18 protein-coding genes are annotated in these 15,823 nt (G+C 70.1%); 9 read left to right on the plus strand and 9 right to left on the minus strand.

Features of this window, described 5'->3' with window-relative positions; all coding sequences use genetic code 11:
• Nucleotides 1–66: 66 nt before the first annotated feature.
• From ABZX12_RS38550 to ABZX12_RS38575, 6 genes are all read right to left on the minus strand, one after another.
• Nucleotides 67–1,218 carry a hypothetical protein gene (locus ABZX12_RS38550; RefSeq protein WP_355700413.1) on the minus strand — a complete coding sequence of 384 codons (1,152 nt, stop codon included), beginning with the start codon at nt 1,216–1,218 and terminating at the stop codon, nt 67–69.
• A gap of 8 nt (nt 1,219–1,226) precedes the next feature.
• A complete protein-coding gene (locus ABZX12_RS38555) occupies nt 1,227–1,808 on the minus strand; it encodes a hypothetical protein (RefSeq protein ID WP_355700414.1) in 582 nt (193 codons plus the stop codon).
• 87 nt (nt 1,809–1,895) lie between these two features.
• Nucleotides 1,896–2,210 (minus strand): hypothetical protein, encoded by a 315-nt coding sequence (locus ABZX12_RS38560; RefSeq protein WP_355700415.1) that lies wholly within the window; start codon nt 2,208–2,210, stop codon nt 1,896–1,898.
• Complete coding sequence (locus ABZX12_RS38565) at nt 2,207–2,794, minus strand: hypothetical protein (RefSeq protein WP_355700416.1); 588 nt, start codon at nt 2,792–2,794, stop codon at nt 2,207–2,209. The genes ABZX12_RS38560 and ABZX12_RS38565 overlap by 4 nt, the downstream gene beginning before the upstream one ends.
• A 180-nt stretch (nt 2,795–2,974) precedes the next feature.
• Entirely contained in the window at nt 2,975–4,585 is a 1,611-nt protein-coding gene (locus ABZX12_RS38570; RefSeq protein WP_355700417.1) for an MDR family MFS transporter, read from the minus strand.
• A complete protein-coding gene (locus tag ABZX12_RS38575; protein WP_355700418.1) occupies nt 4,582–5,202 on the minus strand; it encodes a MarR family transcriptional regulator in 621 nt (206 codons plus the stop codon). The genes ABZX12_RS38570 and ABZX12_RS38575 overlap by 4 nt, the downstream gene beginning before the upstream one ends.
• A gap of 238 nt (nt 5,203–5,440) precedes the next feature.
• Between ABZX12_RS38575 and ABZX12_RS38580 the strand changes: the two genes are divergently transcribed.
• From ABZX12_RS38580 to ABZX12_RS38615, 8 genes are all read left to right on the plus strand, one after another.
• Nucleotides 5,441–6,214 carry a type II CAAX endopeptidase family protein gene (locus ABZX12_RS38580; protein WP_355700419.1) on the plus strand — a complete coding sequence of 258 codons (774 nt, stop codon included), beginning with the start codon at nt 5,441–5,443 and terminating at the stop codon, nt 6,212–6,214.
• Nucleotides 6,211–6,939, plus strand: coding sequence for an SDR family oxidoreductase (locus ABZX12_RS38585; RefSeq protein WP_355700420.1), 729 nt, complete (start codon nt 6,211–6,213; stop codon nt 6,937–6,939). The genes ABZX12_RS38580 and ABZX12_RS38585 overlap by 4 nt, the downstream gene beginning before the upstream one ends.
• 87 nt (nt 6,940–7,026) lie before the next feature.
• A complete protein-coding gene (locus ABZX12_RS38590; RefSeq protein ID WP_355700421.1) occupies nt 7,027–7,974 on the plus strand; it encodes an ATP-binding cassette domain-containing protein in 948 nt (315 codons plus the stop codon).
• Nucleotide 7,975: 1 nt separating this feature from the next.
• On the plus strand, nt 7,976–8,758 hold the full coding sequence (locus tag ABZX12_RS38595) for an ABC transporter permease (protein WP_355700422.1): 783 nt from the start codon (nt 7,976–7,978) through the stop codon (nt 8,756–8,758).
• A complete protein-coding gene (locus tag ABZX12_RS38600; protein ID WP_355700423.1) occupies nt 8,758–9,561 on the plus strand; it encodes an ABC transporter permease in 804 nt (267 codons plus the stop codon). Before ABZX12_RS38595 ends, ABZX12_RS38600 begins: the two co-directional genes overlap by 1 nt.
• 63 nt (nt 9,562–9,624) lie before the next feature.
• Complete coding sequence (locus tag ABZX12_RS38605) at nt 9,625–10,701, plus strand: hypothetical protein (RefSeq protein WP_355700424.1); 1,077 nt, start codon at nt 9,625–9,627, stop codon at nt 10,699–10,701.
• 56 nt (nt 10,702–10,757) lie between these two features.
• Nucleotides 10,758–11,801: a hypothetical protein gene (locus ABZX12_RS38610; protein WP_355700425.1), complete on the plus strand. Its 1,044-nt coding sequence runs from the start codon at nt 10,758–10,760 to the stop codon at nt 11,799–11,801.
• Nucleotides 11,802–11,870: 69 nt separating this feature from the next.
• Nucleotides 11,871–12,617: a hypothetical protein gene (locus ABZX12_RS38615; RefSeq protein ID WP_355700426.1), complete on the plus strand. Its 747-nt coding sequence runs from the start codon at nt 11,871–11,873 to the stop codon at nt 12,615–12,617.
• On the opposite strand, the gene ABZX12_RS38620 is transcribed toward ABZX12_RS38615, so the two are convergent.
• Nucleotides 12,597–13,811, minus strand: a complete 1,215-nt coding sequence (locus ABZX12_RS38620) for an aminoglycoside phosphotransferase family protein (RefSeq protein ID WP_355700427.1) — start codon at nt 13,809–13,811, stop codon at nt 12,597–12,599. The two genes, ABZX12_RS38615 and ABZX12_RS38620, sit on opposite strands and share 21 nt — an antisense overlap.
• A gap of 53 nt (nt 13,812–13,864) precedes the next feature.
• Between ABZX12_RS38620 and ilvA the strand changes: the two genes are divergently transcribed.
• Nucleotides 13,865–15,067: a threonine ammonia-lyase gene (ilvA, locus tag ABZX12_RS38625; RefSeq protein WP_355700428.1), complete on the plus strand. Its 1,203-nt coding sequence runs from the start codon at nt 13,865–13,867 to the stop codon at nt 15,065–15,067.
• A 30-nt stretch (nt 15,068–15,097) separates the two neighbouring features.
• Here the strand turns inward: ilvA and ABZX12_RS38630 are convergent, their stop codons facing one another.
• Together ABZX12_RS38630 and ABZX12_RS38635 are read right to left on the minus strand one after the other, a co-directional pair.
• The gene (locus ABZX12_RS38630) at nt 15,098–15,373 is read right to left on the minus strand and encodes a hypothetical protein (RefSeq protein ID WP_355700429.1); all 276 of its coding nucleotides are present in this window, start codon (nt 15,371–15,373) and stop codon (nt 15,098–15,100) included.
• The gene (locus ABZX12_RS38635) at nt 15,366–15,809 is read right to left on the minus strand and encodes a MarR family transcriptional regulator (RefSeq protein ID WP_355700430.1); all 444 of its coding nucleotides are present in this window, start codon (nt 15,807–15,809) and stop codon (nt 15,366–15,368) included. The genes ABZX12_RS38630 and ABZX12_RS38635 overlap by 8 nt, the downstream gene beginning before the upstream one ends.
• Nucleotides 15,810–15,823: the final 14 nt, after the last annotated feature.

Genomic DNA, 15,823 nt, shown 5'->3' on the forward strand with positions numbered 1-15,823 from the left:
CGTGCGAACAAGCGAAGACGCCGCCGAGCCAGGCCCGGCGGCGTCTTGGTGTCGTGCGGTGCCGTGTCAGCGCCCGCCGATCCCCTTGTCTCCGTTGTTCTTCTGCAGCGAGACGGTGCCGTTCTCCGGCCGCTGCTGTCCCTGCGCGGACTGCCCGCCCGGCACGGCCTGACCCGCCGGCGCGACGCCGCTCAGCGCGTGCATCGCGCTGTTGCGGGCATCGAGCTGAGCCTGAGACGTCTGGGCCAGGCCCTGGAGGATCTCGTTGCGCGCTTCCGCGGTCGGAGCGTTCATCGCGGCACTGAACTTCTGCGCCATCTCCGTGCGGTCCTTGGCGCTGATCGTGTTCGCGCCCATCTCCGGGTCGAACCGGCCGGCGTTGTAGCTGGCCAGCGAGCTCTCGGCCTTCAGCATCGCGTTGTTGAACTTGCCCTGCACCCACCGGCCCGCCCGGTTCACGGCGTCCCGGCCGGCCGCAACGGCGTCCCGTCCGGCGCCGACGACCGCGTCGCGACCGTCACGCGCGCCCTGCACCACGGTGTCCCGCGTGTCCCGGGCACCCTGCACGACAGAGTTGCGCAGCTCGCCGAGGCGGTCGGCACCCGCCTGCCAGGTCTGGTCGAGCCGGACCTGACCGCGCTGGGCGGCGTCCACGACCCGGTCCCGGCCGGCCTCATACACGCCGACTGCCCGCTGGCCCTGCTCGTCCGCCCAGTCGCGGGCGTTCTGAGCACCCTGCACCACCGCGTCCCGCGTGTTCCGCGCGCCTTGGACGACGGTGTCGCGGGCATCCCGCGCACCCTGTACGACGGTGTCGCGCGCATCCCGGGCGCCCTGCACGACCGTGTCGCGGGCGTCACGTGCGCCCTGGACCGCGACGTCGCGATAACCCCGGGCCTGCGAGGCCAGCGACGTGGCCATCTCACTGATCCGGTCGCGGGTGTTGTCGTAGGCCAGATGCACCCTGGCGACAGCGGCCCGGGTCGCGTTCTGCACCCGGGTCTTCAGCGGGTCCGAGTTCGCCGCCCGCATCAGGTTGGCCTGCTGGCGGTCGTCGAGGCTCGCGACCTGGTTCGCGAACGCCCGCTGCTCCGGTGTCATCCCGACGTAGTCGATCAGGGCCCGCTGCTCGTCCTGCGACAAGTTGCTGAGCCAGTCCATCGACTGGCCCCAGCTGCCCTGCTCCCAGCCCGGGCGGCCTTCAGATGGTGTCGTCATGGCGTCTCCTAGTCGATGTAGATCGCGTAGCTGACACCGACCGCGGGGGTCAGTGGGTCTCGGGTGGGCTTGGTGCTGAACAGCCGCAGATGTGCGCCGTTGAGCATCCAGGTGGCCAGGTGGCGCTTGTCCGCGCCCGCGCCCGGCCCCCATTCGTCGAGGAAGTTCGGGTTGCTGTCGTCGCTCACGTACACCGGCTCACCGAAGTACTTGCGGGCCAGTGCCACGTGCTCCGGCCAGTGCGCGTCGAGGCCCGCCTCGGCCTCCGCGGTGTCGTCCGGGCCGAGCTGGTACGCGCACCATCCGCTGTTCAGCACGTCGGCGTACGCCATGCCCGGGAACACCACGATCGTGGTGTTACGCCTGGTGGTGAAACCCCAGGAGGCCAGCACCGGGTCGATCTGCTCGCCCGGCTGGAGGGGCCACGGCTTCCAATCGGTGGCGGCGGTGACCCGCTGCACGATCGCGCGGACGACCTCCGGGCCGCTGTCGTCGTTGTTCGGGCCCGCGATGGCACGCCAGTCGGTGATCTCGGCGAAGTCGGCGAACGCCGCCTCGTCCTCGTCGAGTGGCCTGTCCATGGTCTTCATTTCCGGGCTTGTTCCTTCCGTCGGTGCTCAAGCCTTCGCGCAGTCACCGTATGGCGCTGCAAGGGTCAGTCAGAGGGGGGCGTGGTACTAGCGCGCGGGGCCGTTGCGGTCGGGCTTGGCGCCGCGTTCGAACGTGCTGGACTCGGCGCGAGCGCCGGGGTCAGCGGTCCGCGTCTGCCCCGGCGCGACCCGGGGGAGGGTTGCTGCCTGAACGCTCTTGGCGAGGTCGGGGGACAGTCCTGACGGGCCGTTTCCACTCATCGCGGCGACCTGCCGCGAGATCCGGGTCAGGGCCTCCTGGGACACGCTGCTCTGCGGTCCGGTGGCCGGCGCGACGTCGCCGTTGGCCATCTGGTCGCGGAGCGCGGTCCGGGCGGCCCGGCGCTCGTCGAGTGCTGTCATGACCCCTCCTCGTTGAGGTACACCACATAGTTGATGCCGACCGACGTCGACTTCGGCGTCGGTTTGTTGCTGTACAGGTGGATCTGCGCGCCCGGCGGCGTCCAGACCGCCAGGTGCCGGCGGTCGGTGCCGGCCCCGGGGGCCCAGTCGTCCTCGAAACCCGTCTTGCTCTCGATTCCGACGTACGACGGCTGTCCCCAGTGCCGGCAGGCGAGGTCGAATTTCGCCGGCCAGTGCTCGTCGAGCCCGGCGGCCGCGGCGTCGACGTCGGCCGGCTCGAGGGCGAACGCGACCCAGCCGCTGAACGGGCTGTGCGGCAGCACCTGGTCGTCGTACACCGCGAGCTCGGTGTTGCGGCGGGTCAGGAAACCCCAGCCGTCGAGTTGGTCGTCGATCACCGTCTTGCGGTTGATCGGCCACGGCTTCCAGTTCGTCCCCGACTTCACCCGGCGGATCAGGCGGCGGACCGGCAGCGGTCCGGTCTCACCCGCGTGCGGGCCGCCGAGGCGTCGCCAGTCGCGGACCTCGGCGATGTCGGCCATCGCCCGGTCGTCGTCGTCCAGCGGCCGGTCAAGTGTCTTCATCCGTGCGGCAGTCCCTGTCGGTTGCGGTACGTGTCGAAACTAAGTCCCCGGAGGGGTCAGGCGGACGTCCTGCACCCGCCCTGTCCGCGGACAGAACGAGAACAGCCGCCCTGGGAAGCTTCCCAGGGCGGCTGTCGGGTAGGTCAACCGAAGTTCGGTATCGGTTCGGTCAAGCGCCGGTCAGTGCATCGCGGCGGCCGCGGAGGACTCCAACGACTCCTCGCCCTCGGGCTTGGGGCCGTCGTTGCGACCGGCCAGCCGCTGCTCCGGCGTGATGATCGCGAGGATCAGTGCGATCGCCAGGAACGGCAGCGAGACCAGGAACACGTCGTCCATCGCGTCGACCAGACCGTGCAGCGCCCAGCCCTTCATCGGCTGCTGGAGCAGGTGCAGTGCCTGCACGCTGTTCGCCGCGTCGGCCAGCTTGTCGACCATGCCCTGCGCGGCCTGCGGCACCAGGTCGGTCAGGTGCACCTTCAGCCGGCTGGTCAGGACCGCGCCGTACACCGCCGTACCGATCGCGCCGCCCATCGAGCGGAAGAACGTCATCGTCGAGGTCGCGGAGCCCATGTGCTGCCGGGGCACGCTGTTCTGCGCGGCGGTGACGGTGATCTGCATCGACAGACCCAGACCGGCGCCCATCACGAACATGTAGATCGCCAGCTGCCAGTACGGCGTGCTCAGGCTCAGCGTCGACAGCAGCACCATCGCGCCGCTGACCATCACCGCGGAGATGATCGGGTAGATCTTGTACCGCCCGGTCTTGCTCATCAGCTGGCCGCTCGGGATCGACGCGGAGAAGATGCCGACGATCATCGGCAGCAGCGCCAGGCCGGAGCGGGTCGGCGACAGGTCCTTGACCGCCTGCAGGTACAGCGGCAGGAAGATCAGCGCACCGAACATCGCGAAGCCGAGCAGGAACGCGAACCCGGCGTACCCGGAGAAGATCCGGCCCTTGAACAGGTCCATCGGGATGATCGGCTCGGCGACCCGGAGCTCGATGAACACGAACGCGATGGCCAGCACGACGGAGCCCGCGAGCAGGGCCAGCGTGGTTCCGGTCCCCCAGCCGTTGGACGGGCCGCTCCAGGACACGGCCAGCAGCAGCGAGGTGACGGCGGCGGCCACGGTCGCGGCGCCCAGGTAGTCGATCTTGTGCGAGCGCTTCACGTGCGGCAGCTTCAGGACGGCGCTGACGATGCCGAGGGCAACCAGACCGATCGGCAGGTTGATCCAGAAGATCCAGCGCCAGCCCGGGCCGTCGGTGAGCAGGCCGCCGAGCAGCGGGCCGGCTACCGAGGACAGGCCGAAGACGGCGCCGAAGTACCCCATGTACTTACCGCGCTCGCGCGGCGGGATCACGTCGCCGATGGTGGCGAACGCGAGCGACATCAGACCGCCCGCGCCCAGGCCCTGGACGGCGCGGAAGCCGATCAGCATCTCGATGTTCTGCGACATCGCGGACAGCACCGAGCCGGCGAGGAACGTGAGGATCGCCGCGATGAACAGCGGGCGGCGGCCGTAGAGGTCGGAGATCTTTCCCCACAGCGGGGTGGAGGCGGTCGAGGTCAGCAGGTACGCCGTGACCACCCAGGACAGCTTGTCCAGGCTGTTGAACTCGCTGACGATCCGCGGCAGCGCCGTGCCCACGATGCTCTGGTCCAGGGCGGCGAGGAACATCCCCGCCATCAGTCCGCCGAGGACGACCAGGATCTGCTTGTGGGACAGGTAGTTGGGACCACCGTCGGTTGGTGCAGCGCCGCTGGCGGTGGCGGGCTCTGTGGTGCTCATCTGGTGCTCTCCAGGTTGTTGTCGGTGTTCTCGCGGGGGACGGCGGTGTTGTCCGTGCTCGGGCCGTCGGCCGCGGAGTCTTGTTCGGTACGGCGCCCTGCCGGGGCGGGGCGGCCCAGTCGCGGCGCGACCGCGGCCCAGCCCTTGTCGGCCCAGGCGCCGCTGCTGGGTGCTTCGGTGAGAGCGGCGACGCCGTCCGCGAAGCGGGTCATCAGCCGCTCGAAGGTCTGCACGTCCTCCTCGGACCAGCCCTCCATCGCCGCGCTGAGCAGCTCCATCCGGTGCCGGGCGCTGGCCTCCCACTGCTCGACGCCCTGCTCGGTCAGCTCGACGCGGAACGCGCGGCCGTCGTCGGGGTCGGGGGAGCGGCGGACGAGGCCGAGCTGCTCCAGGGACCGGACGTGCCGGCTCGTGGTGGAGGCGTCGAGCTCCAGCCGCCCGGCGAGGTCTGACAGCCGTAGGGCGCCGTTGCAGCGCAGCGCGAACAGCACGACGTGAGCGCTGTGGTCGATGGTGTCGCCGGGCTGCTTGGCCTTCAGCCGGCGCCCGATCCGGGTGAACGCGTGCATGACGCCCTCGATGGGGGTCTCCGGGATGTACGCGTCGTTTACTTGCATGCTGCAAGCATATACATGCTTGCGTGATACACGCAAATGACTTTCCATGATCATCAACTGAGCCGCCACTTATTTGCTCTCTGCTATCGGGTGATCACTTTCTGCAGCCGAATCACGGGTGTGGGCACTAATGCGACGGCGCAGGCCGGCGTTTTGTGACGCGAGGTAGTGCTGGCCTCCCCGCGATGGTCGGTCCAGCACCCTCGTCCGACCGCCGTACCGCCACGAGGCTGTGGCGGTGATCAAACGGCGGCTGGTGGAGTTCGGGGTCATCTGTCTGGTTCTCACCTGGGTGCCGTGGGGAGCCCTCGGCGTACTGGGGGCCGATCCGAACGAGGGTGCGGGCGCGCTCGTCTTTGCGCTGGCGGCCGCGGGACCGTCGCTGGCCGCGTTGGCGATGTGGCTGCTGCACCGCGAGCGGCGGCGGGTAGTCCGGTGGTCGTTGCCGTGGCCGGTCGCCGCGGTCGTACTGGGTGCGCTGCCACCGCTGGTGGCCTCGGCGCTGGTGGGAGACCTCCCAGCGTTGCCGGATCATGCTGCCTCGGTCGTCGCGGGAGCTGGAGGGGTGCTCGGCGCGGCGGCGTACACGTTCCTGGCGGGGCCGGTGTCGGAGGAGTTCGGGTGGCGCGGGTACGTGCAGCCGCGGCTGCGTGCGTACTTCGGGCCGCTCGGGACTACCGCGGTGCTGGGAGCGGCGTGGGGTCTTTGGCACGTGCCGCTGTACTTTCTGCCCGGCACAGGTCAGTACGACGACGGGCTGTTCCCCCAGCAGGGACTGACGTTCTTCTTGGAGCTGTTCCCGTTGACGTTCGTGATGCTGTTCGTGAGCGAGCGTCTGCGGGGCGGGGTGCCGGCCGCGATCCTGGTGCACGCGGCCTGGAACCTGACGGAGGAACTGGTGCCTCCGCTGGGCAAGGGCGTCTGGCTGGAGTTGCTGGTCCTCACTGCGATCGCCGCGGCGTTGCTGCCATCCTGGACGGCAGTCCGGCGAGGCAGAAGGGTGGCGGCATGACGAGGGTCGCAGTAGTTACCGGTGGCGGGTCAGGGCTGGGGCGGGAGATGGCGCTGGCCTTGGCGGCGGCTGGGTTCCAGGTGTGGGTGACCGGCAGGACAGAAGCGAAGCTGAAGGAGACCGTCGACGCTGCGGGCGGGGCGGTGCGACACGTCGTACTCGATGTGGCCGACGGTGCTGCGGTGCGGGAGTTCTTCGGCGGACTCGAGCGGGTCGACGTCCTGGTGAACAACGCGGGCATCGGCTCACCGGTTGCGGCCGTGCAGGACGTCGCGGAGGAGGACTGGCGGCGGGTGGTGGACACCAACCTGACCGGGTCGTTCCTGTGCGCGCAGGCGGCGTACGACGTGATGCTGCGGCAGGACCCGAAGGGCGGGCGGATCATCAACAACGGGTCCATCTCGGCGCACGTGCCGCGGCCGCAGGGGATCGCGTACACCGCGACCAAGCACGCCGTCACCGGTCTGACCAAGAGCCTCGAACTGGAGGGCCGGGCACACGGGATCACGGCGTGCCAGATCGACATCGGCAACGCCGCGACCGCGATGACCGCCCGGATGGAGCAGGGCGTGCTGCAGCCGGACGGTTCGATCGCGGTCGAGCCGACCTTCGACCCGAAGATCGTGGCCGACTTCGTCGTGCGGATCGCGGAGCTGCCGACGTCGGTCGCCGTACCCACGCTGACGGTGATGGCGGCCGGCATGCCTTATGTCGGGAGAGGGTGACGGAGCAGCGGGCGTACGCGGTGAAGCGGCTCGGGTACCGGCGAAACGAGGAGGAAACTGTCCGACGGTCCGTCTAGTGTCGGTCAGGTGAGCGAGCAGCGGGAGTCCTTGGTGCATGTCCGCGGCCTGCGGAAGTCGTACGGCGACTTCGAGGCCGTGCGGGGGATCGACCTGGACGTGTGGCGGGGCGAGGCCTTCGGCTTCCTCGGGCCGAACGGCGCGGGCAAGTCGTCGACGATGCGGATGATCGGCGCGGTCTCGCCGACCAGCGGCGGCACCCTGCGGATCCTCGGCCTGGACCCGGCCGCCGACGGCCCGGCGATCCGCGCGCGACTCGGCGTGTGCCCGCAGGACGACACCCTCGACACCGAGCTCTCCGTCCGGGAGAACCTGACGATCTACGGGCGGTACTTCGGTCTCAGCCGGGCCGAGTGCCGCAGCCGCGCCGACGAGCTGCTCGAGTTCGTGGCGCTGACCGACAAGGCGAAGGTCAAGGTCGACGAGCTGTCCGGCGGGATGAAGCGCCGGCTGACGATCGCGCGCTCGCTGGTCAGCAAGCCCGACCTGCTGCTGCTCGACGAGCCGACCACCGGCCTCGACCCGCAGGCCCGGCATCTGTTGTGGGACAAGCTGTTCCGGCTCAAACAAGCCGGCGTCACGCTGATCATCACCACCCACTACATGGACGAGGCCGAGCAGTTGTGCGACCGGCTGGTGGTGATGGACGGCGGCCTGATCGCGGCCGAGGGCTCCCCGGCCGACCTGATCCGCGACTACTCGACGCGCGAGGTGACCGAGCTGCGGTTCGGGCCGGACGTGATGCTCGCCGACCACGACGCCCTGGCCGGCAAGGTCGAGGACCTGGCCCAGCGCATCGAGGTGCTGCCCGACCGCCTGCTGCTCTACACCGACGACGGCGAGCGCGCGGTCGCCGCCGTCCATGAGCGCGGTCTGCAGCCGGCCGCCGTGCTGGTCCGCCGCTCGACCCTGGAGGACGTGTTCCTGCGCCTGACCGGCCGGACGTTGGTGGACTGAGATGGCGCTCGCAGTGGAGAACGGCCGCCGGATGTTCGACTACTGGCTGACCGTCTACAAGCGGACCTGGAAGGGCACGATGATCAGCAGCTTCCTGCTGCCGATGCTCTACCTGGCCGCGATGGGGATCGGGCTCGGCTCGTTCGTGGACAGCAACGGGACCGGTGCGCTCGGCGGCGTCAGCTACCTGCAGTTCATCGCGCCGGGCCTGCTGGCCGCCACCGCGCTGCAGATCGCGGTCGGCGAGGCGACGTACCCGGTGATGAGCGGGCTGAAGTGGCAGAAGTTCTACCACTCGATGATCGCGACGCCGCTGCGGCCGGCCGACGTGGTCTACGGACAGCTGGGCTTCATCGCGTTCCGGGTGTTCACGTCGTGCGCGGTGTTCCTGGTGATCATCACGTTGTTCGGCGGGCTGAAGTCGCCGCTCGGGGTGCTCGGTCTGCCGGTCGCGCTGCTCGTCGGGATGGCGGTCGCCAGCCCGATCGCGGCGTACGCGACGATCCTGGACAACGACTCCGGGTTCGCGATGGTGTTCCGGTTCGGTGTGGTGCCGGCGTTCCTGTTCTCCGGGGCGTTCTTCCCGGTCTCGCAGCTGCCGGACTGGATCGAGTGGCTGGCCTACGTCAGTCCGCTGTGGCACGCGGTCGATCTGTGCCGCAGCCTCAGTCTCGGCACGGTCGACCCCTGGCTCGCGCTCCTCAACGTCACGTACCTGCTGGCGTGGTTCGTCGTCGGCACCTGGCTCGCCGTCCGCGGCTTCACCCGAAGGCTGGTCGGCTGATGGCGACGATCGCGGCCCGCGTGCTGCCGGTTCCGGTGCGGCTCGGCGGCGGCCGGCACATCGTCGAGCGGAACTTCCTGCTCTACCGGCGGTCCTGGGTGGTGTTCCTGTCCGGCTTCTTCGAGCCGGTGTTCTACCTGCTCTCGATCGGGGTCGGCGTCGCGCACCTGGTCGGCGACTTCACGTTGTCCGACGGCACGAAGATCGCGTACGCCGCGTTCGTCGCGCCGGCGATGCTGGCCAGTTCCGCGATGAACGGCGCGATCTTCGACTCGACGTACAACATCTTCTTCCGGATGAAGTACGCCAAGCTCTACGACTCGATGCTCGCGACGCCGCTCCGGCCGTGGGACGTGGCCACCGGTGAGGTCACGTGGGCGCTGCTGCGCGGCGCGATCTACTCCGCGATGTTCATCGTCGTGATGCTGCTCATGGGCCTGATCTCGTCATGGTGGGCGCTGCTCGCGCTGCCCGCCGCGGTGCTGATCGGGTTCGCGTTCGCCGGCGCGGGGATGGCGCTGACGACGTTCATGCGCAGCTGGCAGGACTTCGAGTTCGTGCAGCTGGCGATCATGCCGATGTTCCTGTTCTCGGCGACGTTCTACCCGGTCGAGACCTACCCCGAGGCGATCCGCTGGCTGGTCGAGATCACCCCGCTCTACCAGGGCGTCGTCCTGGAGCGCGCCTTCAGCACCGGCACCGTCGACTGGTTCCTCCTGGTCCACGCGCTCTACCTGGCCGCCATGGGCGCCCTCGGCATGTACGTCGCCTCCCGCCGCCTCGGCAAACTCCTCCTCAAATAGCGCGGAACCATGACACCGGTCGGCACCGTCGGACCTGACATGGACATGTCCTTCCGAGATCTGGTGAGGGCGCCGAAGGTCGAATTGCCGGGTGGGGCGCGGCGGTGGGTCGAGGAGGCGTTGGGGCTGCTCGTCGGGCACTGCGGGACGGACGGGTTGCGGCGGCCGGCCGTCGTACCGGGGGAGTTCGTGCCGGACGGGTACGACGGGTCGCCGGAAGCCGCTCGTGAGCTGTGTCTGAAGGTGAGCGAGCGGATGGGTATCCCGTCGACGCGGATCCGGTTCAGTTTCCAGCTGGAGCAGGTCGTCGAGGCGGGACAGTTGCTGGCGGCAACTCTTGTCGACGCGTACGTCGCGCGGTCCCTGCCGGCGTTCCGCGGTGCGGCCGCGGAGGACGTCGCCGCCGTCCGGACGTACGCGCGGATGCCAGGCGCCGAGACCGGCGACCGGTTCGAGGAGCTGCTCGTCGAGTGCGGCGTTCGCGACGGCACCGACGGCGACGGCCTGCTGCCGGAGATCCAGCGGTTCGCGTTCCTCGACTTCCTGACCGAGCTGGTTCGCTGCCGGGAGATCGCGGCCGAGCCCGACCCCGTCCGCCGCGCCGAGCTCGAGGGACGACCCGATCGCCCGGACCCCGGAACCGCCGCCGCCGAGGCGTCGGCCGCCGGGCGCTGGACCGACCTGACCTACTGCCTGCCGGGCGTCGAGCTGCTGCCCGGCCACACCGCGGTGATGCTCGGCTCCGGCCTCCTCGCCGACCCGACCGTGCTGATCGCGGCGGCATCGCACGAGCTCGGCCACCAGGTCCTGCTGTCCTCCGACGTACCGGGCGCCGCCGGCCCGCTCCGCGAACCGCTGACCGACCTGTACGCCGTGCTGCACGGGTTCGGGATCGCGCACGCGAACGCGGCCCTCGACGAGAAGACGCTCGGCACACCGACCGTGGAGACCTTCGGCTACCTCGGTGAACACGCCGTCGCCGAAGCGCTCGCCGTGTATCGCTTCCGGCAGCACCAGTTGGTCCGCGACGGGCCACTCCTCCCGCACTGGCACCAGGCTCTCGATCCGGAGCCGCGAGCCCGCTTCGTGGCCCGGCTGGAAGAGCTGATCGGCGGCCCGCCGACTGTCTTGGGCTGGTGATCCAGCCGCAACACTGCCGATGGAACGGGGCCGCGTGCGGCCGCGTCAGTTCCGGTATGAATCTGATCGGTGCGTGGCGGCGCCGGCAACGACATCGCGAGCAGCTGTACGGACCGAAGGTCCTGCTGCCCGGTGGGCCGGAGCAGTGGATCGAGAACTCGCTGGACTGGCTGATCGGCCGGTTCGGGGTCGAGCCGCTTCGCCGGCGACCGGTTCTGCCCAGCCAGTTCGTGCCGGCCGGGTACGACGGTTCGGAGCACGCGGCGCGCGAACTCTGCCTGAAGGTCTGCGCGTGGATGGAGGTCCCCGACGACCGGATCCGGTTCAGCTTCCGGATGGAACAGGTCCGTGCGGCGGCCCGCAGCGCCGCCGTGCACCGGCTGCACGCCGAGCAGGGCCGCGACCCGGTCGCGGTGTCGGGGCTCAGGGCAACGATGACCCCGGCCGAGGTGGATGTGCTGGCCGCCGCCGGGTTCGCGGCCGAGATCGGCGTACTCGCGGAGCGCGAACTGCACGCCGAGGTGAAGCGCTGTACGGCGATCCGCGCCGCGACCGACCCGGTCCGCCGGGCCGAACTCAGCCGGCGAGCCGAGGCGATCTGGTCGACGCCGGCCGGCAGCGGATCGCGCGCGGCCTGGCTGGATCTGCGCAGCGGCGGGCACCGGGGGACCGCGGTGATGCTGTCGGCAAGCACCCTGGCCGACCCGGCGGCCGTGGTCGCGGCCACCGCCCACGAGCTCGGGCACGAGGTGCTCTGGGGCTATCACCTGATCGACCGCGGCCGGCCGGACACCGAGGCGCTGACGGACCTGTTCGCGGTGTTCCACGGATTCGGGATCTTCCTGGCCAACCAGGCGGTCGAGCGCGTCCCCGGCCGGCGTTCGGCGCTGCAGACGCTCGGCTATCTCGGCGAGCGCGGCGCCTGCGACGCGCTCGCGGCGTACACCTTCCGGCGGCACCTGTTGTGGCCGGAGTCGCTGCTGCCGGTGATGCCCGCCGAGGTCGACCGGGCGGTCCGGATCCGCACCTTCGCGCGGCTCGCGACGCTGGTGAAGGACGCCGAGCTCGCCGCGATCCAGGAAGGCGCACCGCTGCCCTGACGGCAACCCCTGGTGACGCAGTGGAACCGGGAGGTTTCGCTGCGACGTCGTACAGGCATGATCCGGCGGGTGAGGAATCCGATCGGGATGATCCGGCGAAGTCAGCAGCTGCGGTCCCACCTGAAGGCGCCCCGCGAACGGTTGCCGGGCGGCAGCCGGCGCTGGATCCGGGCGTCGATGGACTGGCTGGTGGCCGAGTTCGGGCGCGACGTACTGCTCCGGCCGATCGCGCTGCCGTCCGACCTGATCCCGGACGGGTACGACGGCAGCGTGGCCGCGGCGACCGAGCTGTGCGGCCGCATCGACGCGCGGATGGACCTGCGCCCGGGGCAGTGCGGGCTGAGCTTCGCGCTGGACGGCGTACGGCGCCCTGTGAACGGCTTGGTGGTGAAGGAGCAGTCCGGGCGCTGGATCCGCACCAACGGGCAGAACCAGATTCTGCTCGCACCCGCGCTGGCGGCCGATCCGGTCGCGTTGATCGCCACGTACGCCCACGAGGCCGGCCACGAGTTGCTGCTCGGCAGCGGCCGGATCTCGCTCGTCCGGCGCCCCGACCACGAGTCGCTCACCGACCTGCTCACGGTCTTCTACGGGCTCGGGATCTTCACCGCGAACGCGGCGTACGAGCGCCGGCCCCGTCCGAACGGCCGCGGCAAGCAGCCGCTCGCCCGCGGGTATCTCCGCGAATCCGCGCTGTCCGAAGCCCTCGCGCACTACGCGAAGCTCCGCGGCGAACGCCACCCCGACTGGGACCGCTACCTCGACCCGCCGGTGCGCCGCGGACTCCGCAACCAGCTAGTCGTCCTGCACCGCTAGCAGCTTTCGCAGCCAGAACAGGCCACCGTTCGTCATCGACTCCCGGCTCGGGCCGGTCAGGTGATCGACGAGGTGCAGGTACGTGAGCGTCTGGTACAGCGCGCCGAGCTCCTCGGCGAGTGCCAGCGCCCGGCGAAGGTCGGCCGGCGCGGCGTACTGTTCCCATTCGCCCAGGTACGCGTCGAGCACCCGTGGGTCGCTCGACAGCGGCGACTCCTTCTGCACGAACGTGACCAGGTCGAGGAACGGGTGCGCCAGCGCCGCGTCGGTCCAGTCGAACGCGAGCACCTTTCCGTCCCGCACCGCCAGGTTGCGCGGATGCAGGTCGCCGTGCAGCAACGTCTCCGGTACCCCGATCTCGGCCAGCTCGACGATTGCCTCACGCAACTGTTTCGCCCGATCCGGTAACGGCGCGAGCTCGGCCTCGTCGATCCGGGTCGTCAGCGAGTTCGGTTCGAGCAGCCGGTTCAGCTCCTCGTCGAGGACGGTCAACCGCCGGTCGGCGCAGCTGAACTCCAGCAGCCGCCCGGGCTCCGTGGCGTAGCTGCGCTGCAACCGAGCATGGTTGCGGACGGCATCGATCCAGACCGAGACGTCGGTCTCGCCGGCCAGTGGCGAGCCCAGATCGGGCAGCAGCATCCAAGAGCGCTGCTCGTCGATCGCCAACGGCGCCGGGACCTCGCCAGGGCGGTCGGCCGCCATGCGCTGCAGGAACAGCGGCTCGTTCACGAACAGGAACGGCAGGGCGCCCGGCGCGGTCGACGCCTGGGAGACGGCCTTGAAGTACACGTCACCGTCGGCGGTCGGGATGCGCAGCACGTTCGAGAGGCCCCACGACTTCAACTGCGCCCAGGGGCCTGTGGCCTTCAGCCGCTCTGCGATCCACCGCGGCGCTTCGCCGTACCACTCCGGACGTGTCCAGTCAGGGAGGTCCGACGAGCTCACCGGGTGGTCGTGGACCCAGCGGGCGGTGGCCGGCGCCTCACCTGTGGGGAGCATCAGGTAGGTGATCGGATCCGTCGAGAGGCAGGAGAGTACGACGGCTTCGATGTCGTGCCGCTCCCGCAAGGCTTGCAGCACCGGCTCGACGTCCGGGAACCAGGATTCGTCCGGCACCTCGAGCCGGGGGAGCCCCGACGGGAGCATCAGGACAGCCTGATCGGTCGGACGGACGACGACAGCGGTGACTTCCACCTGCTGAAGCGTATGTACCCGGTGCAACTGCTTTTTCTGACTAGGGTGAGGCCGTGATCGATGCCAAGGATGTTGCTCGGGCGGCCGATCTGCTGCACGACGTGGTCGCGCCGACGCCGCTGGAGTACTCGCGGTGGTTGAGCGAACTGGTCGGCGGTGACGTGTTCCTCAAGTGCGAGAACCTGCAGCGGACCGGGTCGTTCAAGTTGCGCGGGGCGTACGTGCGGATGGCACGGCTGTCGAAGGCGGAGCGCGCCCGCGGTGTCGTCGCGGCGAGCGCGGGCAACCACGCGCAGGGGGTCGCGCTGGCGGCGCAACTGCTCGGCATCAAGGCCACGGTGTTCATGCCGCAGGGCGCGGCGATCCCGAAGGAGAAGGCGACCCGGGCGTACGGCGCGGAGATCCGCTTCGGCGGTACGACGATCGACGACTGCCTGGTCGCGGCGCGTGCGTTCGAGGCCGGGACCGGTGCGGTGCTGATCCATCCGTTCGACCATCCCGACATCGTCGCGGGCCAGGCCACGACCGGGCTGGAGATCGTCGAGCAGTGCCCGCAGGTCCGCACGGTCGTCGTACCGACCGGCGGCGGCGGGCTGCTCGCCGGGATCGCCTCGGCGATGCAGCGCGACGGCATCCCGATCGAGGTGCTCGGCGTGCAGGCGGCCGGTGCGGCGGCGTACCCAGCCTCACTCGCGGCGGGCGAACCGGTCACCCTCACCGAGATGACCACGATGGCCGACGGCATCGCGGTCGCCCGGCCCGGCGACGTACCGTTCGAGATCGTCCAGCGGTACGTCGCCGACGTACGCACCGTCGGCGAGGAGTCGTTGTCGACGGCGCTGCTGCTGATCCTGGAACGCGCGAAGCTCGTGGTCGAACCGGCCGGCGCGGCGGCGGTCGCGGCGCTGCTGGACGAACCGTCGAGCTTCGAACCGCCGGTGGTGGCGGTGCTCTCCGGCGGCAACATCGACCCGCTGCTGCTGATGCGGGTGATCCGGCACGGCATGGCGGCAGCCGGCCGCTACCTCTCCCTGCGAGTACGAATCCCCGACACGCCGGGCGGCCTCGCCAAGCTTCTCGAACGCCTGGCCGAACAGGACGCGAACCTGATCGAGGTCGTGCACGAACGCGTCTCCGCCGGTCTCACCCTCGACGAGGTCGAAGTAGCGCTCCAACTCGAACTACGCGGCCCCGACCACCGAGACCGCATCCTCGCCGGCCTCCTGCACCACGACTACACCTACACCCTCAACTGACCAGCGGACGTACGTAGGTCAGGTGGCCGATCAGGACCAGCTTCTCCGCGCCGTACCGGTCTCTGATCTGCTCGGCCAGCTCGATCGCGTCGGCGACGTACCGCGCGATCGTGAGGGTGTCGGCGATCGTTTCGGTCCTCCGTGGACGAACAGGATCACGGGGTTCGAGCGGTCCCGGCCGCGGGCGTAGACCCAGTGGTCGACACCGCCGGCGCGCAACTGACAGTTCTCCTGGACGCCGTTGGGCGTCACGATCCGGTGCAGGTCGGCGATGACCTCGCGTGCTTCTTCGAGCGCCTCAGGCATCCACTGAGGGTACGGGCTCACAGGTCTTCACCAGCGGCGCGTGCAGCCGCTGGGCGAGCACCCGGCGCTGGGTCGGCTGGGCCTCGGTCTGGCGCCGCAGGCCCTCGTCGGTCAGCCGGACGTTGACGGCGCGGCGGTCCTCGGGGCACATGTGCCGCTCGACCAGGCCGGCGACCTCCAGGCGGCCGATCACGCGCGACAGCGCGCTCTGGCTGAGGTGCACGGACTTGGCGATCGTCGCCACCTTCGCGGAGTGCTCCGGCAGCTCCGCGAGCCGCTCGAGCACCTCGTACTCACTCATGCCGAGGGCGTGGCCGGCCTGCAGCGCGCGGTCGAGGGCGCAGGTCAGGTCCGCATGGCGAGCCAGCAGCTCGCGCCATTCGCGCACATCGGCGGTGGTTTCACCAGTCCCACCACTGACCTTCGTAGCGGTCATGGAGCCGACCATAG

Source organism: Kribbella sp. NPDC003505, from assembly GCF_040610875.1.
Lineage (GTDB): Bacteria > Actinomycetota > Actinomycetes > Propionibacteriales > Kribbellaceae > Kribbella.

What these genes read in the sequence shown, in the direction of transcription:
- ABZX12_RS38570 (WP_355700417.1), bottom strand. Translation starts at nt 4,585, where the DNA reads ATGAGCACCACAGAGCCCGCCACCGCCAGCGGCGCTGCACCAACCGAC.
- ABZX12_RS38575 (WP_355700418.1), bottom strand. Translation starts at nt 5,202, where the DNA reads ATGCAAGTAAACGACGCGTACATCCCGGAGACCCCCATCGAGGGCGTC.
- ABZX12_RS38595 (WP_355700422.1), top strand. Translation starts at nt 7,976, where the DNA reads ATGGCGCTCGCAGTGGAGAACGGCCGCCGGATGTTCGACTACTGGCTG.
- ABZX12_RS38550 (WP_355700413.1), bottom strand. Translation starts at nt 1,218, where the DNA reads ATGACGACACCATCTGAAGGCCGCCCGGGCTGGGAGCAGGGCAGCTGG.
- ABZX12_RS38560 (WP_355700415.1), bottom strand. Translation starts at nt 2,210, where the DNA reads ATGACAGCACTCGACGAGCGCCGGGCCGCCCGGACCGCGCTCCGCGAC.
- ABZX12_RS38585 (WP_355700420.1), top strand. Translation starts at nt 6,211, where the DNA reads ATGACGAGGGTCGCAGTAGTTACCGGTGGCGGGTCAGGGCTGGGGCGG.
- ABZX12_RS38555 (WP_355700414.1), bottom strand. Translation starts at nt 1,808, where the DNA reads ATGAAGACCATGGACAGGCCACTCGACGAGGACGAGGCGGCGTTCGCC.
- ABZX12_RS38565 (WP_355700416.1), bottom strand. Translation starts at nt 2,794, where the DNA reads ATGAAGACACTTGACCGGCCGCTGGACGACGACGACCGGGCGATGGCC.
- ABZX12_RS38630 (WP_355700429.1), bottom strand. Translation starts at nt 15,373, where the DNA reads ATGCCTGAGGCGCTCGAAGAAGCACGCGAGGTCATCGCCGACCTGCAC.
- ABZX12_RS38610 (WP_355700425.1), top strand. Translation starts at nt 10,758, where the DNA reads ATGAATCTGATCGGTGCGTGGCGGCGCCGGCAACGACATCGCGAGCAG.
- ABZX12_RS38635 (WP_355700430.1), bottom strand. Translation starts at nt 15,809, where the DNA reads ATGACCGCTACGAAGGTCAGTGGTGGGACTGGTGAAACCACCGCCGAT.
- ABZX12_RS38600 (WP_355700423.1), top strand. Translation starts at nt 8,758, where the DNA reads ATGGCGACGATCGCGGCCCGCGTGCTGCCGGTTCCGGTGCGGCTCGGC.